Origin of the sequence: Thermoleptolyngbya sp. C42_A2020_037 (assembly GCF_015272455.1) — a bacterium.
In the GTDB taxonomy this organism is placed as follows: Bacteria; Cyanobacteriota; Cyanobacteriia; order Elainellales; family Elainellaceae; genus Thermoleptolyngbya.
Genome location: NZ_JACYLP010000057.1, coordinates 105,221 through 123,185 on the forward strand (window position 1 = coordinate 105,221; position 17,965 = coordinate 123,185).

At 54.6% G+C, this 17,965-nt stretch carries 14 protein-coding genes; 9 read left to right on the forward strand and 5 right to left on the reverse strand.

The genetic code is table 11. The features are described from left to right. Positions 1–189: 189 nt before the first annotated feature. The 3 genes from IGS16_RS21315 to guaD all read left to right on the forward strand — a co-directional run bounded on the left by IGS16_RS21315 (position 190) and on the right by guaD (position 3,289). The gene (locus tag IGS16_RS21315) at positions 190–651 is read left to right on the forward strand and encodes a thioesterase family protein (RefSeq protein ID WP_297088954.1); all 462 of its coding nucleotides are present in this window, start codon (positions 190–192) and stop codon (positions 649–651) included. Positions 652–791: 140 nt separating this feature from the next. Further along, complete coding sequence (gene rbsK, locus IGS16_RS21320) at positions 792–1,730, forward strand: ribokinase (RefSeq protein ID WP_297088956.1); 939 nt, start codon at positions 792–794, stop codon at positions 1,728–1,730. 197 nt (positions 1,731–1,927) lie between these two features. Next, entirely contained in the window at positions 1,928–3,289 is a 1,362-nt protein-coding gene (gene guaD / locus IGS16_RS21325; protein WP_297088958.1) for a guanine deaminase, read from the forward strand. A 633-nt stretch (positions 3,290–3,922) separates the two neighbouring features. Here the strand turns inward: guaD and IGS16_RS21330 are convergent. Beyond that, entirely contained in the window at positions 3,923–4,237 is a 315-nt protein-coding gene (locus IGS16_RS21330) for a DUF3155 domain-containing protein (RefSeq protein ID WP_068512609.1), read from the reverse strand. A gap of 604 nt (positions 4,238–4,841) precedes the next feature. Between IGS16_RS21330 and IGS16_RS21335 the strand changes: the two genes are divergently transcribed. From IGS16_RS21335 to IGS16_RS21345, 3 genes are all read left to right on the forward strand, one after another. Then, positions 4,842–6,266 (forward strand): HAMP domain-containing sensor histidine kinase, encoded by a 1,425-nt coding sequence (locus IGS16_RS21335; RefSeq protein WP_297088960.1) that lies wholly within the window; start codon positions 4,842–4,844, stop codon positions 6,264–6,266. Positions 6,267–6,532: 266 nt separating this feature from the next. Beyond that, complete coding sequence (aqpZ, locus tag IGS16_RS21340; protein ID WP_367185856.1) at positions 6,533–7,291, forward strand: aquaporin Z; 759 nt, start codon at positions 6,533–6,535, stop codon at positions 7,289–7,291. Positions 7,292–7,644: 353 nt separating this feature from the next. Beyond that, the gene (locus tag IGS16_RS21345; RefSeq protein WP_297088964.1) at positions 7,645–8,937 is read left to right on the forward strand and encodes an MFS transporter; all 1,293 of its coding nucleotides are present in this window, start codon (positions 7,645–7,647) and stop codon (positions 8,935–8,937) included. A gap of 65 nt (positions 8,938–9,002) precedes the next feature. On the opposite strand, the gene IGS16_RS21350 is transcribed toward IGS16_RS21345, so the two are convergent. Then, positions 9,003–9,902 carry an antibiotic biosynthesis monooxygenase gene (locus IGS16_RS21350; RefSeq protein ID WP_297088966.1) on the reverse strand — a complete coding sequence of 300 codons (900 nt, stop codon included), beginning with the start codon at positions 9,900–9,902 and terminating at the stop codon, positions 9,003–9,005. Between the two features lie 617 nt (positions 9,903–10,519). On the opposite strand from IGS16_RS21350, the gene IGS16_RS21355 reads away from it, so the two are divergent. From IGS16_RS21355 to IGS16_RS21365, 3 genes are all read left to right on the forward strand, one after another. Further along, positions 10,520–11,959 (forward strand): nucleobase:cation symporter-2 family protein, encoded by a 1,440-nt coding sequence (locus tag IGS16_RS21355; protein WP_297088968.1) that lies wholly within the window; start codon positions 10,520–10,522, stop codon positions 11,957–11,959. A gap of 697 nt (positions 11,960–12,656) precedes the next feature. Continuing rightward, on the forward strand, positions 12,657–14,684 hold the full coding sequence (locus IGS16_RS21360) for an iron uptake porin (protein ID WP_297088970.1): 2,028 nt from the start codon (positions 12,657–12,659) through the stop codon (positions 14,682–14,684). A gap of 296 nt (positions 14,685–14,980) precedes the next feature. Then, positions 14,981–15,922 (forward strand): YihY/virulence factor BrkB family protein, encoded by a 942-nt coding sequence (locus tag IGS16_RS21365; RefSeq protein ID WP_297088972.1) that lies wholly within the window; start codon positions 14,981–14,983, stop codon positions 15,920–15,922. A 237-nt stretch (positions 15,923–16,159) separates the two neighbouring features. Here IGS16_RS21365 and IGS16_RS21370 read toward each other — a convergent pair whose 3' ends face one another. The 3 genes from IGS16_RS21370 to hemJ all read right to left on the reverse strand — a co-directional run bounded on the left by IGS16_RS21370 (position 16,160) and on the right by hemJ (position 17,568). After that, positions 16,160–16,468, reverse strand: coding sequence for a Mo-dependent nitrogenase C-terminal domain-containing protein (locus IGS16_RS21370; RefSeq protein WP_297088974.1), 309 nt, complete (start codon positions 16,466–16,468; stop codon positions 16,160–16,162). A 40-nt stretch (positions 16,469–16,508) separates the two neighbouring features. Further along, the gene (locus IGS16_RS21375) at positions 16,509–16,844 is read right to left on the reverse strand and encodes a hypothetical protein (protein WP_297088976.1); all 336 of its coding nucleotides are present in this window, start codon (positions 16,842–16,844) and stop codon (positions 16,509–16,511) included. 133 nt (positions 16,845–16,977) lie between these two features. Next, positions 16,978–17,568 (reverse strand): protoporphyrinogen oxidase HemJ, encoded by a 591-nt coding sequence (gene hemJ / locus IGS16_RS21380; protein WP_297088978.1) that lies wholly within the window; start codon positions 17,566–17,568, stop codon positions 16,978–16,980. Positions 17,569–17,965: the final 397 nt, after the last annotated feature.

Here is a 17,965-nt window from a genome sequence, read left to right on the forward strand (position 1 = left end):
CCTGCTGGAGTCATGTCCCCATGACCGGGCGATATGACCGGGCGATCGCCCCTCACGCCCGCCTAGCCTCTCCCCTCCCTCAGTTGCGTCCCTCTGGCAAATTGTCCCAATCGCGCTGATAGCATAGAGGAGGCCGCGCCTCGCGTCCGGCCGCCTGAGGAGGACTCTTGACCTGTTTGCAGCGCATCTATGACCGAACTTCCCACCCATGCCATCCAGCCCGCCGTCGCCGTCAGCGACACCTGGTTTGACTATCCTGTGCGCGTCCAGCCCCACCACACCGACTATGCAGGCGTAGCCTGGCACGGCACCTACATTGCCTGGCTCGAAGAAGCCCGCGTCGAGTATCTGCGCTCCATCGGCGTGAACTATGAAGACCTCGTGGCGATTGGCTGCGAACTGCCCGTCGTAGAACTTTCGCTGCGTTATCACCGCGCCATCCAGATGGGCGAAGGGGCGATCGTCCGCACTCGGTTGCAGATGGACGGCGTGCGCCTCAACTGCGACTACCGCATCCAGTCCCCCGATGGCGAAATCCTCTACGCCACCGCCCAGGTTACGCTTGTCGCGGTCGATCGCGAAAAGGGCAAGATCATGCGCGTGCTGCCACCAGCGGTGAAGAGTGCGCTGATGCGCCTGGCGAGTCCGTGATAAAGGGTCAGGATGATGAGTTGCTTGACACAGAAAGGGAAAACCCAAAAACGAAACCCTTTCCCTCTTCCTTCTTCCCTCTTCGTTCTTCCTTCTTCCTTCTTCCCTCTTCGTTCTTCCCTCTTCCCTCTTAATTCCCCATGTCCGTCATCGTCTTCGGCAGCCTCAATATGGATCTCGTCGCCCGCACGCCGCGTCTGCCCAAGCCCGGCGAAACGCTGACGGGGCATAGGTTTGAAACGGTGCCGGGGGGCAAGGGCGCAAATCAGGCAGTGGCGGTGGCGCGGCTGGGTGTGCCAACGGCGATGGTGGGGCGCGTGGGCGGCGACGGTTTTGGACAGGACTTGCTGCGGGGGTTGCAGGAGAGCGGCGTGGCGTGCGATCGCATCTTGATTGACTCCAGCACCCACTCCGGCATCGCCATGATTGCAGTGGATGATGCTAGCGAAAACACGATTATTCTAGTGCCCGGTACAAACGGTCGGGTGGATGAATCCGACGTGGCGCGGCTTGCAGAAATTTTGCCCCAGACGAAGGTGCTGCTGCTGCAACTGGAAATTCCTTTGCCGATAGTGGTCGCCGCCGCCAAAGCCGCCAAAGCTGCCGGGGTGACGGTGCTATTCGACCCCGCCCCTGCCCGCACGGATCTGCCCGACGAGCTATTTCCCCTAATTGACATCATCACGCCCAACCAGGTGGAAACGGGGCAGCTTGTGGGGTTCCCAGTGACCGACCTGGAGTCGGCTCAAAAAGCGGCGGCTGTGCTGCACGAGCGGGGGGTGGGCACTGTCATTAGCAAGCTGGGCAAAGCCGGAGCGGTCTGCATAACGACGGATGAAACTTTTGAAATTCCTAGCTTTCCGGTGCAGGCCGTAGACACCGTAGCCGCAGGTGACTGCTTTAATGGGGGGCTGGCTGCCGGACTGGCCGCCGGGCTGAGTCTGCGCCAGGCAACTACGCAGGCCGCCGCCGCTGCTGCTATATCCGTCACCCGGCCCGGCGCACAGCCGTCTTTGCCCACCCGCGAAGAGTTGCAGTCATTCTTGCGAGAGCGATCCGTATCGCTACCTGGTTTTTGAAGGGCAAAATTTCTCAGCACCCGTTTTCAGCACTTGACTGATAGCGACGCTACAGCAGCCTGGACAAAACCCCTTAATCTGGGCATAGGCTTTTGTAGTGGGGATTTGGCTTCAGGACTCGTGCCCCGGAAGTCTCTGAGCTTGCTCCCTTCGGGGCCTTTGCCCTGCGACTCCTGACCTCTGAATCCTTCTATCCTATGACCCTCGCCTACGCCAACCCCTCTACCGACTCGACGCTTCATGCCATCCGAGGTGCGTTTCTCGATTTTCTAGATGATCCCTATTACGTGCCTGAATCGGAAAGCGTCCGCTATATTCATGACGGGCTAATGGTGCTGGAAAACGGCTGCATCCGGGCGCTGGGCGAATATGCAGTGGTGCGGGCGGAGTATCCGAATGTGCCCGTGACCCATCAGCGCGATCGCCTCCTGGTTCCAGGATTCATCGATACGCATGTGCATTATCCCCAGACAGAGATGATTGGGGCCTACGGCGAACAACTGCTGGAATGGCTAAATAAGTACACGTTCCCCACGGAGGCAAAGTTCAAAGACAAGAATTACGCCCGTCAGGTGGCGGCTTTTTTCTTAGAGGAACTGGTGAAAAATGGCACGACGACGGCGGTGGTGCTGGCGGCGGTGTTTCCGGAGTCTGTGGATGCCTTTTTTGAAGAGGCGCAGCGGCGCAACCTGCGGATGGTGGCAGGCAAGGTGATGATGGATCGCCACGCGCCGGAGTATCTGACAGACACGGCTGAGAGTGCTTACACAGATAGTCGGGCGCTAATTGAGCGGTGGCACAAGTGCGATCGCCTCCTCTATGCCATCACGCCGCGCTTCGCCATCACCTCTACGCCAGAGCAACTGCGGGCGGCGGGCAAGCTGCTGGAAGAGTTTCCCGATGTCTATCTACACACGCACCTGTCAGAAAATCTCAAAGAAGTGGCGTTTACTCTGGAGCTATTTCCAGAGTGTACCGATTACCTGAATGTGTATGAATCCTTTGGGCTGGTGCGCGATCGCTCGATTTTTGCCCACGGCATCCAACTCAGCGATTCCGAATTTGAGCGGCTGTCGCGGTCGGGTGCGACGATCGCCTTTTGCCCCACGTCGAACCTGTTTCTGGGCAGTGGCCTGTTCAACCTGAAAAAGGCCAAATCGCCTGAAGCGCCCGTGCGAGTGGGACTGGCGACCGACGTGGGCGGCGGGACGAGCCTCTCGATGCTGCGGACGGCCAGCGAAGCCTATAAAGTGACCCAACTGCGGGGCGATCGCCTGTCTGCGTTCCAGACGTTTTACATGATGACGCTGGGGGGAGCGCGATCGCTTTTGCTAGACGACAAAATTGGCAACTTCCAGGTGGGCAAAGAAGCCGACCTAGTGGCGCTAGATCTGCAATCCACGCCGATCCTGGCAAAGCGGAACCCAGTGGCCGTGCCCGCTGATTTTCAGGAAATGGCAGACGCGGTCTTTGCCACAATGATCCTGGGAGATGAACGGGCGATCGCCGCGACCTACATCGCCGGCCAGCTTGCCTACGAGCGAGACGCAAAATCATGAAGCTTTACAACGTTTTTCGTTGTGTTTGGGCAAAAGGTGCGTGTTAGTTACATAAACTACACCGACGGTCTGGCAACGGTGTTATCCCTAGTGTCAACTTAATATCCAACTACAGCATTTTTGAAGCTAGTGAGGCACACGGATGGTCAATAAGCCCTTGCCTCGTGAGGGCAGCATGTGCCTCACCCCGCAAGAAAATGCTGTAATACCCAATCTAATATTCAACTTAAAACGCGAACGCAGTGAACTCCTGGTTCAATGCTTGGGCGATCGCCTACAATCCACCTCTCCAACCTCAGCCCTAAAGCTCAAAAAAAAGCGGAGCTAAATGCATAGCCCCGCGTCCCACTAGTTGAAAAAGCCAGCAATTTCTGATGAAATCTGAAAACCGCTTGCTTTGATTTTCTCTAAGCTGTCTCAATTCATGCGCTTGCAGCTTTACAGGTTCTGATCCAAACTGCCCTGAGCATCCTTGCAATCGGACTAGCAGGCTCTAACTATCTATTTAGAATTTATCTAGCTATTCGCCGCTTACACTGATTGAACAGCGCCCGACACCTGAACGTCACAAGAGCCTTGAAGATGCGGATGAACCATTCAAACTACTTGCGCTAGCTGAGAACCGAAGCGAGATTACCGACTTGAAGCGAGTGAAAGCTCATCGGACTCATCTTCCGACAGCCGCAAGCTGGGGAACAGGAAATGGTTTTCCTCGACATACTGCGCCCCAAAAAGCCCCTTCTCTGCCCAAAAATAGCGATCAGTGGTGTGTTCGTTTCGCTTGACGAGCAGCAAGGCCGGTGGCGCAATGCCCTCAGCCTGAATGAACTTTCTAGCAGCCGTGACGGGTTTATCTTCGCCACTTTCAATACTGTACTGAGGCACCAACTCCAGGATTCTACGCCCCTCCAGGCGGCGACGACTCTTACGCTTACGTCTCCTTGCCAACCTCCTGACCTCCTCTCTCTCTAGGAATAGATGTAACTGTAGTTACAAAAAACTAAACCGTCGCCAGTATAGTGTCCTAGTCTCAAAATTTCAACTTCTTTTAACCTACCGACATAAAATCTTAGAGATGTCGGCTTAGAAGCCCCGATATTTCGCAGAATTGCTTAATTTATCTGCGGCGAGGCTTAATATTTCGTTATACTCTGCCGCCTGTCCAAGGCACTGTAAACCTGCCGAAGCCCCGCTCAGGCTGGGCTGTTTGTCATTTGTCTGATGGTACAGGTGCTTGGCACAGGCCCTGAGCAAATGCCTCCTTGATTCAGCTTTCTTGATCGAACGTGTAAGCAAAGCCAATTTATTTAACAGACAAGTAAGTTGGTAAGGCGCTCTTAGAGCTTGCTTCGCCCCGTTTTTAATCCGTCTGACGCTCATATCGCTTCTATAATGAGTGGCTAATGGGGATAGAGCATTTGCAATCCCTTTTGAAACTGCATACAGCATTTCCTTGCAGGGCGAGGTACGCGCCACCCTGGAAAGGCAAAGGTTTTTGTGCCCCTCTACGTACCTCAGCTTCAGAAACGCTGTAATAGCTTGCAACATGTTGATGCCAGCCAGCCCTGAGTTTGTTTTGCTTTGTCAGTCGCAGATTGCGGCGCTGACGCAGGGGCTTGGGGCTGCTTTGAGCGTGGTGTATTTAACAGATGACCCAACGGCGGGCGGTGACGCTGATCTAACGCCTGTCGCTGCCTATCCTGAAGAAGCGGTGGATTGGAGCCAGGAACAGATTCTACGGCTGTTATCGGGCGGGCCGTCTGGCACCCCCCTGCCTCCCCGACGGCTGTTGGCAGATGCAGAGCGATCGCCCGCCTATCTTCCGAACCCTGCCTCAACCCCGCGGCAGTCGGATCGCCCGCCAGAAACACCAGACCCCACCTCTCAGAGTGCCGCTGAACCCGCTGCCGAACCGGGGCTATACTCCCAGAAAATTGTCCTGCCGCTCGTCTATGAAGGCATGATGATGGGGCTGCTAGTGACCGCTTGTTCGGATTGTCTTTGGGGAGAACAGGAGCAGAGCCAGGTCGAGCATATCGCCCAAACGCTGGCGATCGCCCGTCTGCTGGATCAGCGATCGCAGTGGGCTGAGTTTGAGCTACATCAGCGCCAGGTGTTGCAAAGCCAGCAGCGCGACCAGATGGATGACCTGCTGCATCAGTTTCGCAATCCGCTGACGGCGGTTCGCACCTTTGGCAAACTGCTGCTACGTCGCGTCCAGCCGGAGGACGAAAACCGCACCGTGGCAGAGGGCATCGTGCGAGAGAGCGATCGCCTGCAAGATCTGCTGCGCCAGTTTGATACCCTCATCGATCTCGACCCTGCTTCCCTGCCCGAAGCCAGTCCTGCATCGCCACCCCGTGATGCAGAGGTTCGTTCTGGCGGATCGCCGCCCTTGGCATTGCCATCTCAGGCAGTCCCAACCTCATTAGAACCTCGCTCCGTTACTGGACAAATGCAGATCGAAGCACTGGATTTGGCGGCTGTGGTCGCGCCGTTGGTCAGTTCTGCCAGTGCGATCGCCCAGGAACGGGGCCTAACGTTGCAAACCGAACTGCCGCCCGACCTGCCCTTTGTGCGGGGCGATCGCCGCGCCCTGCAAGAAGTCCTGAATAATCTGCTAGACAATGCGCTGAAATATACTCCGTCGGGTGGCATAGTGCGATTGATCGGCGGCATCGAGCGCGAGTTGGATGGACAGACCCAGCAGGCGATCGCCATTCTCGACACCGGCCCCGGCATTCCCAAAGCCGACTTTGAGCATCTGTTTGAACGACACTTTCGCGGCGTACAGTCCCAGGGCGAGATTCCTGGAACGGGGCTAGGATTGGCGATCGCCCGCGACCTCATTTCCCAGATGCAGGGCGAAATCCAGGTCTTTAGCCCAGCCGACGAGAGTGGATTAATCGAACCCAGCACCTTACCCGGCACTGCCTTTTTGGTTTGGCTTCCAATCCATGTCGCCAGCCAGGATTAAGCTTTCCAATGAGTTCCTTAAGCTATCAATATTTCCTGACGAAATTGCGACGTTTGTGTCGCGCAACAACTTGTCTTTCGGTGCAGTTACGTATATCCTGCTACCAAATGGAATATTGTTGCTCTAAAGCAACCTGTTTTCTGTCTTATCGGGGTTGACTTTGAGCGCAATCCTGCCTTTGCGTGATTCCGTTTAAATTCACAGATTGAGTGTCTAGATCCCTAGCCACATTCTTTTGAGGAGCTTGTGTAAATATGTCCCTTCCTATTCCCCTTACAAAGCGGCTAATCGCCGAGTTTATCGGCACTTTTTGGCTGGTGCTGGGCGGTTGCGGCAGCGCCGTGCTGGCAGCAAACTTTCCCTATGGTGACGGCAGCAATCCGCTCGGCTTGGGCTTTCTGGGTGTTTCCCTGGCCTTCGGTCTAACGGTGTTCACCCTGGCCTATGGCTTCGGCCACATTTCTGGCGCACACTTCAATCCCGCCGTGTCCTTTGGTCTGTGGGCGGGCAAGCGCTTCTCTGGTGCAGACCTGCTACCCTACATCATTTCTCAAGTGCTGGGTGCAATTCTGGCTGGCGGTGTGATTTACCTAATCGCCCAAGATCGTCCCGGCTTTGCGCTATCCGGTTCCAACCCGCTGGCAACGAATGGCTGGGGTGTGCATTCTCCTGGTGGCTATGGCTTCTGGTCGGCCCTGCTGATCGAAGTCGTGCTGACCTTTGTGTTCCTGCTGGTGATTCTGGGTTCCACCGATCGCCGCGCCCCCAAAGGCTTTGCCCCCGCTGCCATCGGTCTAGCGCTGACGCTGATTCACCTGATCAGCATCCCCGTGACGAATACTTCGGTCAACCCCGCTCGTAGCACGGGCGTTGCGCTGTTTGCAGGTTTGTCCCACGTTTCTCAACTGTGGCTGTTCTGGCTAGCTCCCATTGGTGGTGCTGTTCTGGCTGGGTGGCTCTACTACAGCGTGTTTGAGCCTTCGGTCACGACGGAAGAGTACGTGCGCGAGCGGGAAGTCGTGTAAGAAATAGGAACTGCTAAAGCAGTTTGACCGCTTCTGACAACGCTCGAATACCTTCCAGCTTAAACACCTTCAAGACAAATGCCTGGGGCCTGGCTCCGGGCATTTTACGTTTGTTTGAGAGCATTAGCTCACATTGATTCTTGATTTTGGATTTGCGATTTTGGATTGCTAGTCAAGCGTTTGCGGAGCTTCCAGCAATTTCAGTCGTAGCACCCCTTAAAAAATTGATATTGCAGACCGTGATGTTTGCCCACAAGCTGTGTCAGCGGGTTTTGACAGCTCGAACCCAGGGAGTAGCCACACAGTCACCAGTCCTTTACCCTTAAAGAAATCTCGTGCCCCTGAAGCCGCCTATGAACCTTCTGTTTGCCTCTGTCCAATCTGCCAACCGACTTGTCTGGATTCAGGCAATTGGTCGGCTACTCTGCCAGATTGCCTACGGACTGATCAGCTTTTATATCCCGATCCTGTTTGTAAACCATATTGGTCTGTCGGCGGCTTCTGTGGGTTTTGCGGTGGGGCTGAGTGCCGTCAGCGAGGTCAGCGGTCACTTCATCGGCGGCACGCTAGCAGATTTGTCTGGCTGGGGACGCAAGCGAGTGCTGGTTTTGGCGGCGGCGCTGGGGATTGGGGTGTCGCTGATGCTGAGTGTGGCCACGACTTTGCCGCTGCTAATTGTGGCGAGCTTGGTGCTGGGCATTAGTTTGGGGTTTTATTGGACGGCTTCTAATGCAGCGGTTATGGATGCTGCGCCGCCAGAAGAGCGCCATCATGCCTTTGCGCTGATGGGCGTTTCGGAATATGTCGGTGTGGGGGCTGGGGTGTTTGGCGGCAGCCTTTTGCTGGGCGTGATTCAGGACGTGCCGCAGACCATTTTTCTAGGCTGCGCGGCGATTTTCCTGGCTTATCTGCTGCTGATGCAATTCACCATGCAGCCAGGGCAGCAGCCCCAGGCAAAACCGGGCGCGGCCGAACAGGGCATTCTGGTTGCGTTGAAAGATAAGCTGCTGCTGGTGTTTATGGCGGCGAATGTGTTTTTTACAACCTATGTGGCGCTGGTCACCAGCACTATTCCGCTCTACTTCACGAACTTTGTGGCAGGGGCTGACCCCACACCAGGAGTGTCGGTGTCGAGTACGGCCAGCCTGTTTACCTGGTGCTACATCGGCGTGGGGGCGCTGCTGCAACTGCCGCTGGCGCAATTGCTTACGCCCTATCCCAGAGTGCGAGTGCTAATGGCGGCAATGTTGCTCTGGGGGGCAGGGTTTTCGCTGCTGTGGGCGACGGGTTCCTTTGAGGAGGGTCAGTTTATCTGGGGTGTGGTGGCGCTGTGTCTATTGTCAATTGGTTCGGTGGCTTATAAGCCTTTCTTTTCGGCGATTGTGTCTGATCTGGCTCCCGATACGCTGCGAGGGGCCTATATGGCCGTTAGCTCTCAGTGCTGGACGATTGGCTATTTTATTGGGCCAGTGCTGGGCGGATGGGCAATGGATCAATCAGCTTCGGTGGCTCATGTGTTTTGGCTGGTGGTTGGGGCAAGCTCGCTGCTGTGTGTGGGAATTTTGTGGATTTTTGAGGCAATGAATCCGGCGATCGCCCATTCCACAGTCACCCCCTCAGCGCTCTCGTCCAAGCCCGAATCCTAATCACAAAATTTTTCAGCACGGACTTTCAGGACGGGCTTGTTTAACAGACAGGTTTGTTTCTGTGGTTAATAAGACTTCTTGCTGTACTGCTTGGGCGGCTTGGGCGCGATTACGTTCACTACTTTATAGAGGTGTTGATCGACTTTGGGAGGGACTGGAAGGGCGATCGCCCCTGCTTCCTCACCATCTTCCGCTTCAACCGCACCCAGTCCAGACAGCACATCCACCGCTGGAACCTGGGCCAGGTCTTGAAACTCCTCCGCATAGCCCCAATAGGCCATTAGCAAGGCTTCCGAATTATCGACAGACTTCAGCAGGATGACTGAGCGCGGGGCCGGATACATTTTGGTGACGGCTGGCAGCGCTTGCTCTACCTCAGACAGCACCTCTGGCAAGTCCTCTGTTTCTGCTACCGAGACCTCGCCCAGTTGCACTAGCGCCCCCTGGCCGCGGATCACAGGCACCATGCCGCTCGGAATCTGCATATCCGCGAGTTCAAATACTTCTGTTTTGGCGGGCGTTACCGTCATCGGGGGTTGACCGCCTTTGGAAGACTCTTTCTGATACTCCTTCTGGTATTTGGTGTAGTCTTCAACGGGCTGGGCCATAAATGCTTCATAGCTAGCGGCATCCGTCCACTGAGTCAGGGCAACCACGCGAGAGCCGTCTTCGCTCTGCAACACCGATAGCCCCTTAAAACCTTCTGCACCCTTGAAGAACGCCTTACTGGACTTGAGTACGGTAGAAACGGCATTGAGCTGGGTGTCAGGTGTGGTTTCGTAGACCGACAGGACGCTAACTGCCTCTGGCTCCGTGTCAAACACGAGTACCTGGGGCGCTTTGTCAGCATAGGCGGCGATCGCCCCACCAAACCCGAACCACAGCACCAGTCCGATCGCAAATACACTCCGAATCCAATACCCTCCCCACAATCGACGGATTAGACTGCCCAAAACACTGTGCATTACGCCTCCCAAACATCTGTGAGCTTGCGCCATCAAGCTCAGTATCGTAGCCGCAGGTTTTAGCAATCTTTTGTATTGCGAGATACCCCGTAATTGCGAGAGACCCAACTTCGGGCAAGGTTCAATCTCCCAACAGTCCCTCATGAGCGGCCAACCGTGGCTTTATGAGAACGAGGCAGGCTTTCGTATCTGAAGCTACAGCATCCGGGCGATCGCTCGACTACAGTTATAGCTGTGGGCTGTATACAGTATTTTGTATGCAATTCCCTGGCACCTTGATGATGAGCATCATTGGCAAGTCTTTGCTCGAATGGCGCTTTTTTCGAGAGGGGCAGGGTCAGCAATGCAAGATTCTGTGGTGCAGGTCTTGGGGAACAGTCCTGACAGCAGTTTTGTTGGCCAAAGGTCTGATTGCCCCAATTTTTTTAAGGTTCTGCGCTGCCCTTTCAAAAGCTGGTTTCCTACTGCATTTATCTACATCTATCTCAGGCGATTTACACATTAATTTCGTATCTTTTGGCACAAATAAAATTCTGATTGGTTGCGAATCTTTGATGCAAACCCTCGTTTTATAAAATTTCTGTTCTAGCTTTTATTTCAGGAGATGTGGAAGGGGAATGGCACAAGCAGATCATGATTTAACGCTGGAGGAAACCTCCGCATCAAGCGAACCGATTATTAAGTCGGAACTGCTCTACGGGCTAAACGACAAGCCTCCGGTTGGGGAATCTCTGTTCGTGGCGCTTCAGCATGTGCTAGCGTCATTCGTCGGAATCATTACGCCGCCGCTGATTATTGCAGGTGCTTTGGGACTAGATCCCGTCAATACAAGCTACCTCGTGAGCATGTCGCTCTTTGCGTCCGGTCTTTGTACTTTTATTCAGTGCCGCAGAATCGGTCCCGTTGGCTCTGGGCTGCTCAGCTTGCAGGGAACGAGTTTCGCCTTTTTGGGCCCCATTATCGGCGCAGGCACAGGCGCAATTCAGGGCGGAAGCACCCCGGAGCAAGCGCTGGCGCTGATCTTTGGCGTATGCTTTTTTGGCTCTGCGGTGGAAATTATTCTGAGCCGCTTTCTGCACCTGCTCAGCAAAATCATTACGCCAGTGGTTTCGGGTACGGTGGTGATGATTATCGGTTTGGGGCTGATCCGAACTGGAATTATCAGTCTGGCAGGCGGTGCGGCGGCCCAGAGGGCGGCGGATGGTAGTTTTGGAAGCTGGCAAAATCTGGCGCTGGGTGGGCTGGTGATGGCGATTGTTGTGATTCTCACCGTCTCTGGGAATCGGTTCCTACGCATGGGGGCGATCGCCATTGGTTTGCTGGTGGGCTACATCATCGCTGCTTTCATGGGTCTGGTCAATTTCAGCGCCCTGAGCAATCTGTCATTCTTCAGCCTGCCCATTCCGTTCCGCTATGGGATGCGCTTCGACTTGGGGACGTTCCTTCCCTTTATTTTGCTGTACGTTTTGACGGCAATTGAAACCGTGGGCGACTTGACTGCGACTTCGGCCGTATCTGGCGAACCCGTGAAGGGACCGCTCTATGTTCGCCGGATCAAGGGCGGCGTTTTGGGAGATGGGGTCAACTCGGCGATCGCCGCTTTGCTAAATACCTTCCCCAACACCACCTTCAGCCAAAACAACGGCGTGATTCAAATGACGGGTGTGGGCAGCCGCTATGTGGGCTTCTTTGTCGCTGCTATCTTCGCTATCCTGGGTCTGCTGCCCATCGTAGGGGGCGTGTTCCAGGCCATTCCTCAGCCTGTGCTGGGCGGTGCAACGCTGATTATGTTTGGCTCGATCGCTGTTGCTGGCTTGAACATCGTGTCTTCTGCAAATCTGGATCGTCGGTCGATGATCATTGTTGCCGTTTCTCTGGCACTGGGCTTGGGCGTGCTATATGCCCCAGAGATTTTTGATGGCAAGCCGCCTCTTTTCAGAAATCTCTTTGGTTCCAGCATTTCCACGGGCGGCTTGACGGCAATCCTGCTAAGCTGGCTGCTCCCTCGAAAGGATGATGCAGAGGAAGTTTCGCAGGGCTTCGTTGAAGAATCATAGGCTTGATGCACTGTTTTGATTCGAGTTTGATTTGAGTTGGCGAAGCAATTTAGCCTTGCAAAAAGTGTTTCTAGAGTGGGCATGGTTGTCGTGAAGTAAGCACGCGCCATGCCTTCTTTGTCAAGAAGCTTACGAATTGATTGAAAAGCCTCGGAAGAGGTCTTTTCTAAGGATTCTTCAATCCGTCTTTAACTCTGAAAGGCTCTTTCAGCAAGTGTCTTGAACTATATTGGGATTGGGCTTTTTGCCAATTACTTTTGTCGATGCCTTGATCTGAAATCACGACGCAATTTAACTTTTCAGATTTGGATTGGCAAACTGGAATATTCTTTTGCAAATGTGACTCGGAATACAAATTCGAGATTCGGCTGAGATTAGCCTATATGAAATGTTTCTGGCTTGCTTGATAAGTTATATCTCTAAGTCTTCATGTTTCGATTTCTATTGGGTGTGGCTATTTAGAAAAAATGCATTGCAAAGATGCATAAAATACTTTAAGACCCGACAGAAATGCATTAAGACGTACTTAATTTCTAGCAAGCTACAGCGTTTTTGAAGCTAGTGAGGCACACGGGATGGTCAATAAGCCCTTGCCTCATGAGGGCAGCATGTGCCTCACCCCGCAAGAAAATGCTGTATCAGATCGTTCTCGACCGTTCATCGTGGTGCTTGAGGAGCTTTTGAAATGAGATTTGAGGTGTTTAGACCTCTGCTAGCGGCGTTGGTCGTGGCGGGGGCATTTGGAATGGATCACCGGGCGATCGCCAGCCCAGTTGCGCCCTCCGAAGCTGAGACGCAACCCGCTCTGGATACCCAAGCTGAAGGTTCAGCAGTCGATTCCAGCCTGCCCATGTCAGACCTGGGACATGTAAGATTGGCCGACGCAGCCTTGTCTGAGCCGTCTCCAGTCGCCGATCTAGACCCTACCCCTGCCACGACCGATCTACTCGAAGTTTCACCAGAGCTATCTCCAGAGGTAGAGCCGCTGGAGGTTCCTTCGACGCTGCCCCCCGAAATGGATGGCGCATCCAGTGCCGTAGACCTGTCGGCCTCGGAGATCACCAGCGAGGCGATCGCCATCCCAGTAGACATGCTGCTGAGCGGCACGCTGCCAGTGGATGTCAACCCTGCGATGGCCCAGGTCACCTCGGTTCAGCAGTTTTCCGATGTACAGCCGAGCGACTGGGCCTACGAAGCCCTGGCCTACCTGGCAAACGCTGAGGCAGAAGGCGGATTAGATTGTTTAGAAGGCTATCCCGACGGCACGTTTCGAGGCGGCCGCGCCATGACCCGTTATGAATTTGCCGCGGGTCTGGCCTCTTGCCTGGATGCGGTCGTGGGTCGGCTCGACTCCCTCGATCCAGAAGCCCTGGCGCGAATCGAAGCCCTCCAGCGAGAGTTTGCCGCAGAATTGGCTGTGCTGCGGGGTCGGGTAGACGCGCTGGAGGCGGCCGTAGCCGAACTAGAAGCCAACCAGTTTTCAACCACCACCGTTCTGCGCGGCAATGCCTGGATGAACCTGACCCAGGCATTCCCCGATGGCGACATTTTGACAGAGCGCAACCCCTTCGCGCCCAACGCCTTTGCGCCGCCCATTCGAGATGCCAACGGTCGCCCCAGCCGCGTTTTCCGCGACCAGCCCCAACTCACCTTCAGCTACTACGTCAACCTGAACCTGAATACTTCCTTCACAGGACGCGATTCACTCGTCACGCAGCTTGCGGTTGGGAACGGCAACTCGCCTGCCAATGAGCTAGTCTCGTCTGGCTTTTTCAATAGCTGGGGGGTCCCTTTTACCGACCAAGGCGCTGGTACACCCAACAACGTCGTCGTGCGGGAACTCTTCTACTCATTCCCGATTGGTGACGCAGTACAGGTGGATATCGGCCCCCGCCTTAACTACTATCGCTATTTTGATGGCAATCGCTTCACCTTCTTCCAGACAGGTGCGTCTACCTTCAACTCGTCGGGCAGCACCCTGCTGAGCGCTATTGACCGGGGCAGCGGCATTGTCATTCGGTGGAAAATTATTGACCCACTGCAACTCACCGTGGGCTATCTGGCTGAAAACGCTGAGTTCTTAAATCCTGCCTTTGGGTTCAATACGTCCAGTAACCCTGGCGATGGTCTGTTCAACAGCAGCAACATTATTACGGCTCAGCTTGCCTTCTCCCCCTCCCGCAACTTCAACCTGCGTTTGCTTTATGCCCGCTCTAGCCTAAAGCCCTACAACGGCTTCATTGGCGGGGCTGTGGGCGAGCCAGTGCCCTACGGCTATATCGACGATGGCTTTGGTGGATTTTTGAACGACTCTGGCGCAGACACGCTGATGGCCAATTTTGACTGGCAAATTGCCGACTGGATTGGTCTGTTTGCCCGCTATTCTTGGGGGCGGGTGGATGTGAACCCGGTGGCCCGCGAGGAAGGCCGACAGGTGCGGGTACAGTCCTTCCAGGTCGGTCTGGGCTTCCCTGATTTGTTTAAGCGGGGTGCGCTGGGCGTGATTTCGTTCCTGATTCCCCATGACTATTTGGCGGGTGAGCAGTTTTTGCTGTCGGGCGGCGGCGATGGGGGCACCCAGGCAGAGCTTGAAGTATCTTATCGCTATCCTGTGAGCGACAACATCTCTCTGGTTCCGGCCTTTTATGCCATCTGGAACGCCAATAACTTCGACAGCAACCCGCCTGTGTATGTCGGCAACCTGCGATTCCAGTTCTCGTTCTAGCGGTTTTCTAATTTCTTCCGCGAGTTTTTTCCATGCATTGATGGACTGACCGCTGCGCTACTAGAGCACTGTGACATGGGCAGTTCTACGAATCGGGTCTTTCCGAGTTTCCTGAAGTGGAGGCTTGTGGAGGCCCGTTTTTCTGTCCGTGGAGCGTCGCCACAAAGCCGTCTGCTAGGATAGGCTGCAAAATGTGAGGCTGTGGAGCGCAGACTCGCTATGATTTGAGCCGTAGCGTTTACGGAATTTCTGTGCCTGTTATTGCGCCTGCTATTGCGCCTGTCATTACAAATTTCATGCCCACCCCCTCTCGATTTTTCCAGTTTTTCACGCACCTGCGTCCGGCTGTGGTGCGCCGAGTTGCCCAGCGGGCCGCGACTCATCGCCTGCCGGGTTTATCCGCAGAGATGGCCTACAACGCCATGCTGGCTTTGTTTCCAGCGATTCTGGCAATTTTAACGGCGATTGGCTTGTTCCAGCCGCTAAACACGACCTTTCTGCGCCTGATGGATCAGGTCAGCGAAGTAGTGCCGGTAGAGGCGTGGGGGATTATCCAGTCTTTTACGGAAGAACTGAGTAACTCTCGCGATCGCACGCTATTCTCTCTCAGCTTTTTGGTGGCAATTTGGGCGGCATCGGGGGCGGCGAGTGCGGCCATGACCGCCCTGGATCAGATTCATCAAATTCCGCGCGATCGCCTCCGTCCCTTTTGGAAAGCCAAGCTCGTCTCTTTAGGGCTGACCGTTAGCGGATTGGTGCTGCTGATGCTGGCGCTGGCGATTGTGTTTATCGGAGATCTGCTGGTGCGCCAAGTGTCGATTCAGGCTCCTACGCTGCGACCCTGGCTGCTAACGCTATGGCAACTGCTGCCGCTGCCTGTGGCCCTACTGCTGATTTCCCTGACATTTGCAGCGGTCTATCGCTTTGGCCCCAGCCGTTGGGACAAGCGGCGGCCCATTCTGCCAGGGGCGCTGCTGGCGGCAATTTTCTGGGCTGTGTTGTCCAATCTATTTCGGCTATACGTTGCAAATTTTGCCGACTATAACCGCGTCTATGGAGCAGTGGGTGCGGTGATTATTCTGCTGCTGTGGCTATATCTCACGTCGCTGGTCATGCTGCTGGGGGACGAGATCAACGTCACCGTAGGCGAAGCGATGGAGCAATATGAGCAGCGGCGACAGCTACACTTTGAGGAAATGCGGGAAGAAATGCAGCGGAGCGCAGAGGTGAGAGATTAATAGAGTCACTGGCTCGTCCAAATTGGAATGAATAGCTGTTCGGATGGCTCGAATTGCCTCTTACAAGAAACCGAATTAGAACAGGCAAATCAGCAGCAGGAAGCCCAGAATGCCCAGGCTAGATTCCAGGAAAAAGGGAAATTCGGCTTTGGTTTGGGGGGTGGTGGGTTGCATGGTGAAACTCCGGGGTGAAGTGTTGGGAGATTGGGGAGAGTTAACGTCTAGACGCTGTTCGACCTAGCAGTAGACGCTGATGTCTTCGCCACACTGATCGGCCAAATAGCACAGTGAGCGGAATCGCAGCCCGACAAACTGTTCGTACAGCGGGTTTAGCTTGCACAGGGGCGGAATGTGCCCGACTTTGCGACCTAGCACGATGATGTCGCGCTCGAAGGGGCACTGGGCGGGAATGAGCCGAGAAATGAAGTGGGCAGTTTGGCGATCGCGGATTTGCAGGTTATCCAGCCAGTTGCAGAGGGGCTGGAGCAAGGAGGGGCGATCGCTACCTTGATGACTACCTTGATGAAGAGAGGATGTGGCGTTCATAGGACTCACAGGTTCGATGCAGTTCTCTACTGATTACTACTCAGTTCCATCCGCCAATTTCACGCAGCATTCGGTAAGAAATGATGAACTTTTCTGAGAAATCTTGATCCGATTGCCCAAAGCGGTTCTGAGAGAGCAGTTCTGCTGTTGGAATTGCCCTTATCTCAAGCTTAGGAAGCGCAACTGCGGGATCAATGAAGGAATTGAGAAGCTCCCTGAGAGTTGACTGAAGCTGAGATGAATTTGTTGCTGGCTTCTTTACGGTGGAGTCAAAATACCTAGTGAACGAATTTTCTCGATAGACTGGCTCGATGGATTTGCTCAACTGCTGGCAATCAGGGGCGATCGCACTGACGCTTGATGAGAAACTTTTCACGATAAACCTACCGCTCTCGGAGAGCGAATAAAAAATAAAAAGGGACTGGAAACTCCAGCCCCACTCAGTCGTCCTTCTACTTTCCTATTCAAGTCGTAGGCAACGCCCCCAGCTACAGTCCTCGATCCTCTCACTAGGTCGAACTGCCCACGCTGGCATCAGACAACTCTGTACTGAGGGCGCGTTCGCGGTCGAGCCGTCGCTTGCGGGCGTAAAGCTGGATTGCGGCGGCAAAGGCAATCAGCAGACCCACCACGCCATAGGCAGCGATATCCGTCGGCAAGTTGTTCTTAAACACTGCCAGCATCACCACCAAGATAAATAGAATCGTGGGAACTTCATTGAACCAGCGGAACTGCTGGCTGGTCATTTTGCACTCGTCGGCCGCCAGTTTTTTCATCAGCCGCTTGCAGTAGTGGTGATAGCCGATGAGCAAGACCACAAGGGCAAGTTTGGCGTGCAGCCAGGGTTCCTTGAGGACTTCGGGTTCTGTGGTGATAAGGGCGATCGCCATTGCCACGGTCAACAACATCGCCGGGGTCATGATGATGCTGTAGAGCCGCTTCTCCATGATCTGATACTGGTTTTTCAGAATGCTCTGGGCAGGTTCGGGCTGTTCATACGCCTCAGCGTGATACACAAATAGGCGCGGCAGGTAAAACAATCCTGCAAACCACGCCACAATACCCACAATATGAAAGGCCTTAAACCAAAAGTAGTTCATCTAAAATCTCTTTCCACAGCGTCAAAGTCATGCAAGCCCGATCATATCAAGCCAACTTGGGGCCAGGGCGGGCGGGCTTTAGATTTCTTGAAATTTGCCGCATAAAATTCTGATTACTATTTAACGCAGCGCTGACCTGCAAAGCTGATCTGTGACAGTTGCTCGTGGCTGTCGCAGAGGTGAGCAACAGATCAGCGTAGTTGTCTGTGGAACCAGGGTGCGTCTGCTCATTTAAGGAAAAAACTCCCCGCTCAAGGTTTGAAGTTGGGGCGGGGAGCTTTTGAAATAAACGGCTAGATTCTGTCGAGTGTGGCGCGAGCGAATCCAGCCATTTGGGGGGCTGCTTCATATCGCTCTGCATCGCTGAGCCGCATCCCCCAAACCCTTTAAACGACTT

Coding starts and splice junctions, on each gene's coding strand:
- IGS16_RS21335 (WP_297088960.1), top strand. CDS start 4,842: ATGCCAGCCAGCCCTGAGTTTGTTTTGCTTTGTCAGTCGCAGATTGCG.
- IGS16_RS21365 (WP_297088972.1), top strand. CDS start 14,981: ATGCCCACCCCCTCTCGATTTTTCCAGTTTTTCACGCACCTGCGTCCG.
- IGS16_RS21355 (WP_297088968.1), top strand. CDS start 10,520: ATGGCACAAGCAGATCATGATTTAACGCTGGAGGAAACCTCCGCATCA.
- IGS16_RS21370 (WP_297088974.1), bottom strand. CDS start 16,468: ATGAACGCCACATCCTCTCTTCATCAAGGTAGTCATCAAGGTAGCGAT.
- guaD (WP_297088958.1), top strand. CDS start 1,928: ATGACCCTCGCCTACGCCAACCCCTCTACCGACTCGACGCTTCATGCC.
- hemJ (WP_297088978.1), bottom strand. CDS start 17,568: ATGAACTACTTTTGGTTTAAGGCCTTTCATATTGTGGGTATTGTGGCG.
- IGS16_RS21315 (WP_297088954.1), top strand. CDS start 190: ATGACCGAACTTCCCACCCATGCCATCCAGCCCGCCGTCGCCGTCAGC.
- IGS16_RS21350 (WP_297088966.1), bottom strand. CDS start 9,902: ATGCACAGTGTTTTGGGCAGTCTAATCCGTCGATTGTGGGGAGGGTAT.
- IGS16_RS21345 (WP_297088964.1), top strand. CDS start 7,645: ATGAACCTTCTGTTTGCCTCTGTCCAATCTGCCAACCGACTTGTCTGG.
- rbsK (WP_297088956.1), top strand. CDS start 792: ATGTCCGTCATCGTCTTCGGCAGCCTCAATATGGATCTCGTCGCCCGC.